The following is a 13,733-nucleotide window of genomic DNA, read 5'->3' as shown; positions in this document are numbered from 1 at the left end:
TAGTCCGGTAGTTTCACCGGACTTTTTCCTGAGGGAGTACCATCCATGGCTTTTGAGCTGCCCGCTTTGCCCTACGACTATGAGGCCTTGCAGCCCTATATGTCGAAGGAGACGCTGGAGTATCACCACGACAAGCACCACAAGGCGTATGTCGACAACGGCAACAAGCTGGCCGCCGAGGCTGGAATGGGCGACCTGTCGGTCGAAGAGGTGGTGAAGCAGTCCTTCGGCAAGAATGCCGGGCTCTTCAACAATGCCGCTCAGCACTATAACCACATTCACTTCTGGAAATGGATGAAAAAGGGCGGCGGCGGCAACAAGTTGCCGGGCGCGCYGCAGCAGGCCATCGACAGCGATCTCGGTGGCTACGACAAGTTCAAGGCGGATTTCATCGCCGCCGGCACCACCCAGTTCGGCTCCGGCTGGGCCTGGCTCTCCGTCAAGGACGGCAAGCTCGCGATCTCGAAGACTCCCAACGGCGAGAACCCGTTGGTTCATGGCGCTTCGCCGATCCTCGGCGTCGACGTGTGGGAGCACTCCTATTACATCGACTATCGCAACGCGCGGCCGAAATATCTCGAAGCCTTCGTCGACAGCCTCATCAACTGGGACTACGTCCTCGAACTCTACGAAAAGGCGAGAGCCTGATCAAATCTGCGAAAAGCCCCGGCATGCCGGGGCTTTTCTTTTTCGGCCAGCGCGGCAGGCTCATCCCGAAAAGAAAATCACTGTGGCGTCGAAGGGAATATTTCCGCCGCGACGTCCGTTAACGTCCAGTCGCGTAGTCTCTTCACCTCACCACGGAGCCAAATGAATGAGAAAGCTTGTCCTCGCCATCTCTATGCTCGCCGTTGCCGGTTCGGCGGCCGTCGCTGATCCGATCAAGGATCGCCAGGCTTTGATGAAGGAGCGCGGCAAGCTCGCCGGCCAACTGTCGAAAGTGGTCAAGGGCGAGGAGGATTTTGACGCCGCCGCCGTGCTGACGGCGCTGAAGGCGCTGCACGCCAACGCCGAGAGGTTCGATGCCGAGAAGCTTTTCCCGGCCGGCAGCGACAAGGGCGGCGACACCACGGCCGCGCCGAAGATCTGGGAAGACATGGCCGGCTTCAAGAAAACCGAGGACAAGCTCCTGGCTGACGTCAAGGATGCGGTCGCTTCGCCGCCGGGCGATGTCGATGCCTTGAAGGCGCAGCTCAACACAATCGGCGGCGACTGCGGCACCTGCCATCAGAACTACAGGATCAAGAAGGGCTGATCGCCCGATATGGCATGGCTGAAGAAGCTCGTCGGCGCCCTCATCGTGCTGGGCGGCGCCGGCGCGGTCGCCGGCTGGGCACTCTCGGCGCCGGTCCGGCTTGACGCCGCGGCCGTCGCGCAATTCGGCCCCGGCGACGCCGCCAGGGGCAAGCGCATTTTCAACGCCGGCGGCTGCACCTCCTGCCATGCCCGGCCAGGCGCCAAGGGCGATGCCCGGCTCGAACTTGCCGGCGGGCTGGAGTTGAAGACGCCGTTCGGCACCTTCGTGCCGCCCAACATCTCGCAGGACGCCAAGGACGGCATCGGCGCCTGGAGTGAGGAGGACTTCGCCAACGCCATGCTGAAAGGGGTCTCGCCCTCCGGCGAGCACTTCTATCCGGCCTTTCCGTATGCCTCCTACGCGCGCATGAAGCCGGCCGACATCGCCGACCTCTATGCCTTCATGAAGACGCTGCCGGCCGTCGCCGGCAAGGCGCCCGGCCACAGGCTTTCCTTCCCGTTCAACATCCGCCGCGGCATCGGCCTGTGGAAGCGGCTCTATCTCAGCCCCGAGCCGGTCATCGCGCTGCCTGGCGGCACACCGGACAAGGTGCTGGCCGGCCGCTATCTGGTCGAGGGGCCAGGCCATTGCGGCGAATGCCACACGCCGCGCGACATCGCAGGCGGCGTGAAGAAGGCCGAGTGGCTGGCGGGCGCCGTGGCCGCCGAAGGCTCGGGCATCGTGYCCAACATCACGCCCGGCGGACGCAGCATCAAGGACTGGTCGGAGGCCGACATTGCCAACTACCTCGAAACCGGCTTCACGCCGGATTTCGATTCCGTCGGCGGCGCCATGGTGGAGGTGCAGCGCAACATGGCGCAATTGACGGCCGACGACCGCGCCGCAATCGCCGCCTATCTCAAGGCTGTCCCGCCGCATCCCAACGGCTATCCGGCGCGCAAGCCGGCGGGTTGATGCATGCGGCGTCCGCTCGCGGGGAAGTGAATGATGGCGCCTGTGCAAGACAGATTGGCATCGCAGCCACGCATTAGTTGACTTGAATACTCATGTATAATAGCGCTTCGGGCTAATTCTAAGTAGACCGAAGCCTGCCATGCCCTCCATCGACCTTTTGTCCCAATTCGCCCATGGCGAGCAGCGTGCGGCGCTTGTCTTCGCCGACGGACGGACGCTCTCCTACGGCGAGCTTGGCAGCCTTGCGCTGCGCTTCGCCTCGCAGTTGGGACAAGGAAAAAAGCGGCTCGTGGCCGTTTCAGCAGAAGCTTCCGAGCATGCGGTCGCTGCCTATCTCGGAGCACTGCAGGCCGGCCACGTAGTGGCCATGCTGCCGCCCTGCGATGGCAGGCTGTGGGACGATTTCCTCGCGGACTTCCAGCCGGATTTCACCTATCGGCCGGTCGGCGGCCGCTGGCGTCTCGTGGAAGAGGCTTGGCCGGCGAGGAGCGTCGAGCCGCTGCATCCCGATCTCGCGCTGCTGCTGATGACGTCCGGCAGCTCGGGCGCCGCCAAGGCGGTCAGGCTTTCCTACGGCAATCTTGAATCCAATGCCCGTTCGATCRCGACCTATCTCGAGCTCTCGTCCTCGGACCGGGCCGCTCTCGTGCTGCCGCTCAACTATTCCTATGGGCTGTCCGTCCTGAATTCGCATCTGATTGCCGGCGGCAGCATTCTCTTTCCCGGCGTCTCGGTCATGGACGGCAGTTTCCTCAGGATAATCGCCGACGGCGGCTGCACGAATCTGTCCGGCGTCCCATATTCGTACGAGCTTCTGGAACGGGTGCATTTCCGCGACGCCGAGCTCGGGACCCTGCGCATGATGACGGTGGCCGGCGGAAAGCTAGGTCCCGACCTCATCCGCCTCTACCGGGACCACATGCGCGCCAGGGGCGGCCGCTTCTTCGTAATGTATGGCCAGACCGAGGCGACTGCGCATCGCTTTCGTGCCGCCGGAGAGCCTTTCCGACCAGGAGGAGCGGATCGGCGTGGCAATTCCAGGTGGCAGCCTTGGCATTATCGGCGACAAAGGGGAGCCGATCAGCCGGCCGGGCAGCCCTGGAGAACTCGTCTATCGCGGCCCGAACGTGATGATGGGTTACGCTGCCCGGCGCGCCGACCTCGCGCGCGGCGCCGAACTCGAAGTTCTCAACACCGGCGACATTGCCGTAAAGGACGAAAAGGGTTTCTTCCGCATTGTCGGGCGCAAGAGCCGCTTCGCCAAGATCGCGGGGCTGAGAATCGGCTTCGATGTCATGGAGAGATCGTTGGAACGGGCGGGCATCGCCGCCGCGGTCCTCGGGGACGACCGGGGACTGCAGGCCTATGTGATCGATGCCGGTTCGACCGGAAGGGCACAGCGCCTTCTTGCCGAGGCCAGCCGCCTGCCGGCCAATCTGGTTCGCGTTGTGGCACTGCGGGACTTTCCCAGACTTGCCTCCGGCAAGATCGATTACGCCTGCCTTGAGCGGGAGAGGCTGCAAGGGCGTGCCGATACCGCCGCCGACCCGGGCAGCGTGCTTGGCGCCTATGCCCGCGTGTTCTACCCGCTCACTGTCGGACGCAACGACAGCTTCGTGTCGCTGGGCGGAGATTCCCTTCGCTTCCTGCAACTCGCGCTGGAGCTCGAACGCCTCGGCTTGGGACTGCCGGACGGTTGGGAACGCCTGAGCGTCGCGGAAGTGACAAATCGGCATGCGGCGACGCGGCCTCGCGAGCGCAGCCAGGCAAGCGAGATTCCGGCCGACTTGGTGCTGAGGGTCCTCGCGATCCTGCTCGTGGTGGTGCATCACGAGACGCTGTGGCCCATTCCCGGCGGCTCCGGCGTCATGATGCTGCTCGTCGGCTTCAGCCTCGCTCGCTTCCAGTCCGCCCATTTCATGGCCGGCCGGATCCGGCACGCGCTGAGGCCTGCGGTCGACGTCCTGATCCCTTATTTTCTCATCGTTGCCGCCTACACGGTTGGCTGGCGGGCGATCCCTTGGTCCTCGCTGACGCTTACCGGCAACTTCGGCTATGCCGAACCGGAGCGTCACGAGATGATCCCGTATCTTTACTGGTTCATCGAGGCCTATGCGCAGACGCTTTTGGTCTTCGCTCTCATCTTTGCCATTCCGGCTGTGCGCAAGCTCTGCCTGGCTCGACCCTTTGCCTTCTCGCTCGGCCTTCTGGGATTTGCCGCCGCGGCGCGCTTTTCCGTCCCGCCATTCGTCGACATAGGCAACCGCCAGATCTTCGCGATCTACTGGGTTTTCCACCTGGCCGTCTTCGGCTGGTGTGCCGGTCTTGCCGACAGTCCCTCAAAGAGGCTCGTTCTGACTGGATTTGCCGCGGCTGTGCTGGGTTATCTGGCCTTTTGGGAGTCAGTCTGGTTCGGGACGACGGTCAAGTATCTGATGATCTTCGCGGCGCTCTTGGTTCTTCTCTATCTGCCGCGTGTCCGCTTGCCGTTGGCCGCGGGGCGGGTGGTTGCGCAAGTCGCCGTCGCCGCCTTTCCGATCTACCTGTTCCATCGTTTCGTTCCGGAACTGTTGATGGCGCCTGTCGCAGGCGCACTGCCTGGCCCCATCTTCCAGCTGTTGGCGATTGCCGGCGGCATCGGTATGGGCATCATCGCCGGCAAAGGCCTGGCAGGCATGCGAATTCTGCGCGGCAAATTTGTTATCGGCAGCCAGCCGGAATTGCGCTCCGCCTGAGCGCCTCATTGCGGTCGCGTTAAACAGCTTTCGTTATGGGTGACGGTCGCCCAAAAAATCGAAGCCGTTCTCGAAAAAGTGATTGTAGTCGCAGGTCAGTTCCTCGCCGGGCGCGATGTCCCGCAGCGCATAGGTCTCCTCGGGCGAGGAGACGTCGCAGTTCGGATCGTCCGCGTGGTTCATGTAGCGCGCGTCGTCCGCCTCGAAGACGATGAAGTTGGGATCGCGCCGGTCCGGATAGGAGTAGCGGTCGAGATAGGATTTCACGGGACCGGATTCATTCTCGTAGGTCTCGATCGGAATTTGCCGGTCGAACCTTGGATCGAGCTTCCAGATCAGCGTGCCGCGCGGAATGTGGTGCTTGGCGAAGACACCGATGCCCTGGATGGGCGATTTGTCGAGATAGACGTCGACGAGCAGCATGACGAACCTTGCGAATGGATAGCCCCCGCGACCTGGAAAGGCCGCGCCCAAAAGGACGGCGCATTGCGTAGCGCGCGGCCTTGCCGATTGYGAGCGGAAAATTAGAGCAATTCCAGGAAAAGTGCGAAGCGGTTTTCCGTTCGGAAATTGCGACGGACAAAGAAGCAATTCCAGGAAAAGTGTGCCGCAATTCTCCTGATATTGTCGGATCATCTAAGCTTTGCCGGTCACCTTCAAGGCAAAGGCATAGATGTAGGCGATCTCCTCCAGCCGCGAGAACCGGCCGGAGGCGCCGGCATGGCCGGACTCCATGTTGATCTTGAACAGCACCGGATTGTCGCCGGCCTTGCGATCGCGAAGCCGCGCCACCCATTTCGCCGGCTCCCAGTAGGTGACGCGCGGGTCGGTCAGCCCGGCCAGCGCCAGGATCGGCGGATAGTCGAGCGCCGCGACATTGTCGTAGGGCGAATAGGCCGCGATCGTGTGGTAGTCGTCGGCAGACGCGATCGGGTTGCCCCATTCCGGCCACTCAGGCGGCGTCAGCGGCAGGCTGTCGTCGAGCATGGTGGTGAGCACGTCGACGAATGGCACCTCGGCGACGATGCCGCCGAAACTTTCGGGCGCCATGTTGGCGATCGCCCCCATCAGCATGCCGCCGGCTGAGCCGCCTTGCGCGACGATGCGGTCGTGYCGCGTGTAGCGTTCAGCCACCAGATGGCGCGCGCAGGCGATGAAATCGGTGAAGGTGTTCATCTTCTTCGCCCGCTTGCCGTCCTCGTACCAGCCATAGCCCTTGTCCTTGCCGCCGCGCACATGGGCGATGGCGTAGACGAAGCCGCGGTCGACCAGCGACAGGCAGTTGGTGTTGAAGGCGGCAGGAACCGTGATGCCATAGGAGCCGTAGCCATAGAGCAGGCAGGGTRCAGAGCCATCGAGGGGCGTGTCGCGATGGTGGATCAGCGAGATCGGCACCAACGCGCCGTCAGGCGCGGGCGCCATCAGCCGGCGCGTCACATAATGCGCCGGATCATGGCCCGAAGGCACTTCCTGCGTCTTCAAAAGCACGCGCTCGCGGGTGCGCATGTTGTAGTCGAACACCTGCGCCGGCGTCGTCATCGAGGAATAGGTGAAGCGCATCACCTCGGTGTCGTATTCGTAGGAACCGGAGAGGCCGAGCGAGAAGGCTTCCTCGTCGAAGGAGATGAAATGCTCCTCGCCGCTCGCGCGGTCGCGCACGACGATGCGCGGCAGGCCGTCCTTGCGCTCCAGCCTGACCATGTGATGCTTGAAGCCCAGCACGGACAGGATCAGGCGGCCGGGTTCATGYGGCACCAGCTCTTTCCAGTTGGCGCGTGCCGGGTTCTCCGCCGGCGCGGTCATGATCTTGAAGTCTTTGGCGCCGTCGGCATTGGTGAGGATGAAGAAGACGTCGCCGCCTTCTTCCAGATCATATTGCAGGCCGGTTTCACGTGCCGCCACCAGTTTCAGTTCGGCAAGCGGCTCATCGGCGCGCATCAGCCGGTATTCGKAGGTTTCATGGTCGTTGATGCCGATCATGATCCACTCGTTGGAGCGCGTGCCGCTGACATCCATGAAGAAGCCCGGATCGGTCTCCTCATAGACCAGCCGGTCATTCTCCGGATTGTCGCCGAGCGCGTGGAAGAACACCTTGGACGGACGATGGTTGTCGTCGAGGCGGGTATAGAAGAAGCCGTCATCGCCGGCATTCCACACGCCGCCGCCACCTGTATCCGCGATCTGGTCGGAGAGTTCCTTGCCGCTGGCGATGTCGCGCACGCGCAACGCGAAGAATTCCGAGCCCTTGTCGTCGAAAGCCCACAGGAGCTTGCGATGGTYGGCCGAATGGTCGACGCCGCCGAGACGGAAATAGGGCTTGCCTTCCGCTTCCTTATCGCCGTCGAGCAGGATCTCGTCGGCGCCGCCGTCGCGCGGCGTGCGGAAATAGCGCGGCTGCTCGCCGCCCTGCCGGAAAGACGAGCCATAGGCATAGGGGCCGTCCTTCATCGGCACGGTGGAATCGTCCTCCTTGATGCGCCCCCTCATCTCGGCGAACAGCTTGGCTCGCATTTCGGCCGTGTCGGCCATCAGCGTCGCTTGGTAGACATTCTCGGCCTCGAGATGGGCACGTATCGCGCCGTCGAGCAGGGAAGGGTCCCTGAACATCGCCTGCCAATTGTCGGCCCGCATCCAGGCATAGTCGTCGGCGCGGGTGATGCCGTGATGCTCATCGAAGACGCGGCGCCTCTCGGGCCGCGGCGGGTTGGCGGTCGGGAAGGATAAGGCTCTGGTCATTACGTCTCGCTGCGGAATTTGCTTGGATGGCAAATGAACACGCCGCTCGGCAACGGTTCAAGGGGCAGGGTTCAAGTTGGTCTACAGAAGATAAGTCGACGGGGGAAAGATGAAATCCTGTGTGCGCGCGGCCTTGGCTTTCGCTGTCGCTGCGGCCGTGCTCGGCCTCGCCAGCCAGTCTCATGCAACCGTGTTCGCAGCCTGGCCAGTGGCGGGCGTGCCGCTCGGCGACACGCTCAACGCCCGCGAATATCCGTCAAACACATCGCAAATGCAGGCGGCCTATCCGAACGGCACCGTCCTGCAGATGACAGGCCGCTGCAAGGGCGGGATAAATCTGCTCGACATTGCCGGCCAGCCGCACCGGCAGCAGCGACAGGCGATCCGCTATCGCTGGTGCGAGATCTGGCACGACCCGGCACGGAATGGTCACTTCGTCGCCGGGTGGGTCTACGGCAAATACATCACGCCATATTGAGAGTTTCTTCGCGGCCAACTGGTTGCGCRCCATGCGAGTGTTCGACGCCTGAAATCCGCAGGGTTTGTCGTGCTGACGCCACGGACGGGCAAGCATTGGTCAAGCATTGACAGCCTAGTTTATCGCCACCTGAGGTATAAAAGCATTCTTGACGCTACGTCAGGTCGCGCTGGTCCGACCACAAAAATCTCGGTAAGTTACACGGCGCACGACTTTTTGAAGCTGAATCGGCAATATTTGATGAATATCGCCGAATATAATTCAATGGGCGAATTGACTTACTTGCAGCACAGCGCCATTAAGATGACGCGACGCGAATCGCAGGCGCTTGCCTGCATGAAATTCGCGCGATGCCCGAACCTAGAAAAAGGGCACAGTCTAGAAACAACTCTCGTTGGGGCCTGAGCACAATGGATATCGTCGAAACACCTTCCAACAATAGTGACGCGCTGATCGAGYTGACCGCCGATGTAGTCGCGGCCTATGTCAGCAACAACCCGGTGCCGGTCGGCGAACTGCCGAACCTGATCGCCGATGTGCACGCCGCCCTCGGACGCGTCGGCGGCGCGACGGAGCAGCCGTCAGGCGAGAAGCAGAAGCCTRCCGTCAATCCGAAGCGCTCCGTGCATGACGACTACATCGTCTGTCTTGAAGACGGCAAGAAGTTCAAGTCGCTGAAGCGCCACCTGATGACACACTACAACCTCACCCCGGAAGAATACCGCGAGAAGTGGGGTCTTGACGCCAACTATCCGATGGTCGCGCCCAACTACGCCGCGGCCCGTTCGCAATTGGCCAAGAAAATGGGTCTCGGCCGCAAGCCCAAGGGCCGCCGGTAAGGGCTGTCACCTTTGACAAGTGATGACGGCGCCCGCGTGGCGCCGTTTGCCTTTCAGGGCGGTTCGTCGCCTGTCTGGAACCGCGTCAGGCCGTCTGCTTCAATGCGGCGTCGGCGTCGCGCTTGATGCGCTTGACCATCGAGCGCAGGCCGTTGGCGCGCTGTGGCGACAGGTGCTCGTCGAGCCCGAGTTCCTTCAGCGTCACTTCCGCGTCGGTGCTCTGGATCTCACTGGCCGGCCGACCCGAGAACAGCGCCAGCATGATGGCGACGAGGCCGCGCACGATGTGGGCGTCCGAATCGCCCTTGAAGCTGATCACCGGATCGAAGCCCGCTCCCTGCTCTGTCGTCAGCCACACCTGGCTGACGCAGCCCGGCACCTTGTTGGCCGCGGTGCGCTCGGCTTCGGGAAACGGCGGCAACGCCTCGCCGAGCTCGATCACATAGCGATAGCGGTCCTCCCACTCGTCGAGCAGGGAGAAGTCATCGCGGATCGTTTCGATCGATGTGCTCATGGCCTGCATATAGTGACCCGGCGCCGCTACGTCACGGAAAAAGAAAGACGCCGCGGGCGTCGAGAGGTCGGACCGGCCCGCGGCGTTAGAGCAATTCCAGGAAAAGTGTGAAACGGTTTTCTGTCCGGAACTGCGCCAAAAACTAGATGAAGCCGAGCAAACGGCTGAAAAAGAATCTCAGTTCTTCGCCGTCAGCATCACCGGGATGTTGACCTTGGCGGGCAGCACGATGTCTTCGGCGACGCTGCCGGTCGTCTCGGCGGAAGTTTCCGCGACCTTCGCCTCGGGCGTGGGCGCCTTTGACGACTGCTGATCGTCCAGCATGGCGGCGGCGATCTTGGCGGTTTCCTTGGCCCGCACGGTGATGGTGTGCATCGCTGACTTGCCGGTTTCGCAGACGTCCGGCTTGCGCTCGCAGATGCCGGCAATGTCGCCGACCGCCTCACGCGCCGCAAACAGGGCCTGGATCGGCCCGACCGCTTCGCGGCCGTCCTCGTCTGGCCCGACGCTGAGCGGCAGCGCCAGGAGCACCAGCGAAAACCAGAAAGCCATCCTGATCAGAAAGCCCATCTCAATGCCTCTCGTAGTGACCGGGTCGTGCATCCATCGGCATGACCTCTTTTATGGGCAGGACAGTGGCACGCTCGCACAAAGGACGGCTTGCGCGGAAGCGGCGAATTTTCTTCAAATTTTAGGCAAATTCGAAAGGATCGGTTTTCGCAGTTCATTTGCCGAAAAGCTCAACGACTGGATTAACTTTACGATAACCATATATCTTACTGTTATTACACGATTTTTCGAATGAAGGCGAGTAGCCGGCTTCAGTTTTGGCCAATCCTTGGCACACCGGCCGCGGCTAACGCACCATTTACCATGGCGGCAGATCGACCGGCATTGCGGTCACCGCGTCCCAATATTTTCCGCGGGTAGGGCGCTCGCCTCGTCTGCCTTATCCATTCCTTAAACGCTGGATGCGACCTTCAAGCCAATCAAGAGTCACCTGCAAAGCAGAGCAGTTCACGACCGGGTACGAGTGCGTTGAGTTCGATTACGGCCAGATACGTTCCTCTGCCTGGCGCGGTTGCCGCCGGCTGCGAACGCATGGTTCATCCGACCGTTACGGGCGAGGCTGAGCGGCGGCGACATCGCCGCTTCATCGGCGTCATGCTTGCTGCTCCGTTTCTGGCCGCGGGCGCCGCGGTGGCGCTGGTCACCGCGGGCCTCGGCGTGGCCGTCATGACGGCAACCATCTTCGCCGCCTTCGGCCTTTGCTGGTTCGCGGCACTCCTGGTGGCGGCATCGGGGCGCATGGCACTCGCCGGCCAGGCTGCGCTCGCGATTGGCGGCCTTGCCCTGGCCGGTGYCATTGCCGCGGCAGGCGGGCTTGCCTCGCCGGTCGCCCTCCTTGCCGTGGCGCTGCCGGTCGAGGCCTGGTGGGTCGTCGGTTCGCGGCGCGCAGCGCTTTCAGGGGCGCTGGCGGCGCTCGGCGCCATCCTGCTGCAGCCCTTTGCGAGCGGGTTTCTGCCCCTCGGAGCGGCCGCGATCGCCACCTGGCACTGGCTGCTGCCGCTCGCTTGGGTGCTCACGCTCTTGCCGCGCGCGGCCGCCTTCGCCAATCCGGCCAAGGCGCGCGAGGTGGAGCCTGCCGCCGACCGTCTCGAGGATATCATCGAGGCCGTTGTGCTGCGCGTCGGCCGCCAGGGCGAAGTGCTCGACGCCTCGGCGAAGGCGCGTACCATTCTGAAGCTGGCGCCGGAGCTCTTGTTCGGTACCGGTCTGTTCGACCGCATCCATCTCTCTGATCGCGTCGCCTATCTCACCGCGCTCGCGGACATGCGCGAGGGCGCGTCGAAGCGCCGGCTCGACCTTCGCATTCGGTTGCCGCGGGAAGGCGCCGGCTTGGCCGACAACTTCCGCGCGTTCCGCCTGGAGTTGCTGCGCGGCGAGTTCGAAAAGGATGTCTTCACCTTCGTGCTGTGCGAGAACGAAGACGTCGTGGCGCTGCGCGAGGAGCTTGCCGCGGCCAAGGAGGCTGCCGCGGCCGCCGAAGTGGCCAAGGGGCGTTTCCTGGCGGTGGTCAGCCACGAGCTGCGCACGCCGCTCAATGCCATCATCGGCTTCTCCGACATGCTGCTGCATGAGATGTTCGGCGCCTTCCGCGATCCGCGCCAGAAGGAATATGTCGGCCTGGTCAGGGAGTCCGGCCAGCATCTTCTGTCCGTCGTCACCTCGATCCTCGATGTCTCGCGTATCGAGGCCGGCGCCTATGCGACCGAGCTGGAACCGTTCCGCTTCGTCGAGGCGGTCGAGATGTGCCGCTCGATGATGCGGCCGCTGGCCGAGGCCAAGAGCATCGTGCTCGGCACACAGATCGCGCCGGACGCGGGCGAGATCAACGCCGACCGCCGCGCCGTTCAGCAGATCCTGATCAATCTCGTTTCGAACGCGGTAAAGTTCACGCCGGACGGCGGCAGCGTGATGATCGGCGCCAAGCGCGTCGGCTCGCGGCTGCATTTCTGGGTGAGCGACACCGGCATCGGCATCGACGAGAAGGATTTCGCCAGCCTCGGCAAGCCGTTCATGCAGATCCAGAACGACTATACGCGCCGTTTCGAGGGAACCGGCCTTGGGCTGTCGCTGGTCAAGGGCCTTGTGGCGCTGCACGAGGGCACGATGTCGATCGAGAGCGCTCCCGGCGAGGGCACGACGGTGACGATCAGTCTGCCGGTGAGCGGGCCGAAGCGGCGCGCGGGCGCGCCGGCTGGCGTGCTGCCGATTCCGGTTGCAAAGCCGAAGGGGGATGCAAATGGGGACAGCAATGGCTCGCTCCGCAAGACGGCCTAAGGTGGTCGAGCCCGAGCGCGGCGTCCTTGCCGAGGGCGCGGTGGCCGTCGGCCAGGTTATCTCGCGCAACCCCGTTCTGGTCGGCGGCTCGACAGCTTTCCTGGTGACGCTGTTCTACGTCTCGGCCAACGCGCTTTGGTATCAGCCTTTTCCGCATACGGGCGCCTTCTTTGCCACCAGAAGCATCGAGAACTTTCCGCATACCGTCTCGAACGAGCCCGAAACCACCATCAACATCGTGCGGCAGGCGCCGGCACAGCCCGCCGCCAAGCCCGACCCGGTCGTCCAGCAGGTGCAGGGCATATTGAAGGACCTCAATTTCTACGACGGCACGGTCGACGGCCTCACGGGGCCCGCCACGCGCAAGGCCATCCAGGCCTATCAGCTGAAGGTCGGCCTGCCGGCATCCGGCGAGGTCGACGGCGCGCTGCTCGACCAGCTCGGGGCCAGGCAGACGACCTCGGCCATCCCGCATCCGGCGCCGCGGCCAGCGGGCGGCGCAGCCGTTCCGACGCCGGCTCCGATCCCGGCCTCGGCGCCGGCCAATGGCGGCGCTCCGGATGCCCGCATCGTCAAGATCCAGGCCGGCCTCAAGGCCTTTGGCAACAACGACATGCAGCTCGACGGCGTCGTCGGCGCGCGCACCAAGGCCGCCATCAAGGAATTCCAGGCGCTGTTCGGCCTGCCCGAGACGGGCGAGCCGGATGAGGCAGTCTACGTCAAGATGCGCGAGATCGGCCTGACGAACTGAGCGGGCGTTGACCGTTCCGGTTCCTTTGCCAATGCTGTAAGGAGCCGCGCATGTCATCTGGAACCTTGCCATGCGCGTGACCACCGACCTCTGGGTATCGGCCTTGCTGCGCCGTGTCTTCACGGCGGGCGGTTTTGCCGCGGTGGTCAAACGCGGCGCGACCGAGGCGGGCGCCGTTTTCGTRCTGTCGCGCGGCCGGCTGGGGGAGGTTGCTCTCTACGGGCCGGYGCCGCAGACGACCTATGATTCGGCCAAGCCCGACGAGCGCTTCTTCACGTTACTCGACTCCGGCGACAATGCGGCAGCATTCGATGCGCGGCTGGAGAAGGAGAAAAGATTCGACCCTGACATCTGGGTGGTCGAGATCGAGGCGGGCGCCGTTCCCGTTGACGAGATTCTGTTAGTCAAAGCGGATTAGGCGACGGTTGCCAGGATACTCACAGCAGAAAGCCGGTAGCGGACTTCCGTCCAAAAACGCGTAAAAACAAACATTTAGGGCAGCTCAGCGATTCTGCCGAACGCTGAGCTGCCCCGGAGCCTTCGGGAAGGCGAGGCGACGATCAGTGCGCGTGGGCCGATGGCGCCGTCTTGCCCTGACTGACCGACGGTGGGGTCTTTGATGTA

At 63.3% G+C, this 13,733-nt stretch carries 13 protein-coding genes and 1 pseudogene; 10 read left to right on the top strand and 4 right to left on the bottom strand.

The annotated features are described in order from the left end of the window. The first annotated feature begins 45 nt into the window (after positions 1-45). The 5 genes and pseudogenes from ORS3428_RS20175 (at position 46) to ORS3428_RS20160 (ending at position 4,947) form a co-directional block, all read left to right on the top strand. The gene (locus ORS3428_RS20175) at positions 46-648 is read left to right on the top strand and encodes a superoxide dismutase (RefSeq protein WP_071100034.1); all 603 of its coding nucleotides are present in this window, start codon (positions 46-48) and stop codon (positions 646-648) included. Positions 649-814: 166 nt separating this feature from the next. After that, complete coding sequence (locus ORS3428_RS20170; RefSeq protein ID WP_071100033.1) at positions 815-1,255, top strand: c-type cytochrome; 441 nt, start codon at positions 815-817, stop codon at positions 1,253-1,255. Positions 1,256-1,264: 9 nt separating this feature from the next. Further along, positions 1,265-2,212, top strand: a complete 948-nt coding sequence (locus ORS3428_RS20165; protein ID WP_071100032.1) for a cytochrome c — start codon at positions 1,265-1,267, stop codon at positions 2,210-2,212. A gap of 139 nt (positions 2,213-2,351) precedes the next feature. Then, positions 2,352-3,134: pseudogene (locus ORS3428_RS34235) on the top strand (AMP-binding protein); the annotation flags it as partial. A 106-nt stretch (positions 3,135-3,240) separates the two neighbouring features. Then, a complete protein-coding gene (locus tag ORS3428_RS20160) occupies positions 3,241-4,947 on the top strand; it encodes an AMP-binding protein (protein WP_274534816.1) in 1,707 nt (568 codons plus the stop codon). 33 nt (positions 4,948-4,980) lie between these two features. On the opposite strand, the gene ORS3428_RS20155 is transcribed toward ORS3428_RS20160, so the two are convergent. Both ORS3428_RS20155 and ORS3428_RS20150 read right to left on the bottom strand, forming a co-directional pair. Continuing rightward, on the bottom strand, positions 4,981-5,370 hold the full coding sequence (locus ORS3428_RS20155) for an SET domain-containing protein (RefSeq protein WP_071100031.1): 390 nt from the start codon (positions 5,368-5,370) through the stop codon (positions 4,981-4,983). Between the two features lie 213 nt (positions 5,371-5,583). Further along, entirely contained in the window at positions 5,584-7,683 is a 2,100-nt protein-coding gene (locus ORS3428_RS20150) for a S9 family peptidase (RefSeq protein WP_071100030.1), read from the bottom strand. Positions 7,684-7,792: 109 nt separating this feature from the next. Here ORS3428_RS20150 and ORS3428_RS20145 point away from each other — a divergent pair, with 109 nt between their 5' ends. Beyond that, entirely contained in the window at positions 7,793-8,161 is a 369-nt protein-coding gene (locus tag ORS3428_RS20145; RefSeq protein WP_071100029.1) for a hypothetical protein, read from the top strand. A gap of 410 nt (positions 8,162-8,571) precedes the next feature. After that, the gene (locus ORS3428_RS20140; RefSeq protein WP_071100028.1) at positions 8,572-9,000 is read left to right on the top strand and encodes a MucR family transcriptional regulator; all 429 of its coding nucleotides are present in this window, start codon (positions 8,572-8,574) and stop codon (positions 8,998-9,000) included. Positions 9,001-9,085: 85 nt separating this feature from the next. On the opposite strand, the gene ORS3428_RS20135 is transcribed toward ORS3428_RS20140, so the two are convergent. Further along, positions 9,086-9,514 (bottom strand): SufE family protein, encoded by a 429-nt coding sequence (locus ORS3428_RS20135; RefSeq protein ID WP_071100265.1) that lies wholly within the window; start codon positions 9,512-9,514, stop codon positions 9,086-9,088. 177 nt (positions 9,515-9,691) lie between these two features. Beyond that, complete coding sequence (locus ORS3428_RS20130) at positions 9,692-10,084, bottom strand: DUF5330 domain-containing protein (RefSeq protein WP_071100027.1); 393 nt, start codon at positions 10,082-10,084, stop codon at positions 9,692-9,694. A gap of 531 nt (positions 10,085-10,615) precedes the next feature. Between ORS3428_RS20130 and ORS3428_RS20125 the strand changes: the two genes are divergently transcribed. The 3 genes from ORS3428_RS20125 to ORS3428_RS20115 all read left to right on the top strand — a co-directional run bounded on the left by ORS3428_RS20125 (position 10,616) and on the right by ORS3428_RS20115 (position 13,527). Further along, the gene (locus tag ORS3428_RS20125) at positions 10,616-12,358 is read left to right on the top strand and encodes a sensor histidine kinase (protein WP_071100026.1); all 1,743 of its coding nucleotides are present in this window, start codon (positions 10,616-10,618) and stop codon (positions 12,356-12,358) included. Further along, the gene (locus ORS3428_RS20120) at positions 12,333-13,109 is read left to right on the top strand and encodes a peptidoglycan-binding domain-containing protein (protein WP_071100025.1); all 777 of its coding nucleotides are present in this window, start codon (positions 12,333-12,335) and stop codon (positions 13,107-13,109) included. The genes ORS3428_RS20125 and ORS3428_RS20120 overlap by 26 nt, the downstream gene beginning before the upstream one ends. A 70-nt stretch (positions 13,110-13,179) precedes the next feature. Beyond that, positions 13,180-13,527: a DUF1491 family protein gene (locus tag ORS3428_RS20115; RefSeq protein WP_071100024.1), complete on the top strand. Its 348-nt coding sequence runs from the start codon at positions 13,180-13,182 to the stop codon at positions 13,525-13,527. Positions 13,528-13,733 lie beyond the last annotated feature (206 nt).

The sequence above is a fragment of the Mesorhizobium sp. ORS 3428 genome (genome assembly GCF_001854785.1).
Classification (GTDB): Bacteria; Pseudomonadota; Alphaproteobacteria; order Rhizobiales; family Rhizobiaceae; genus Mesorhizobium.
Note: the sequence above shows the minus strand (reverse complement) of the source record. Positions and strands in the feature narration are given on the sequence as shown.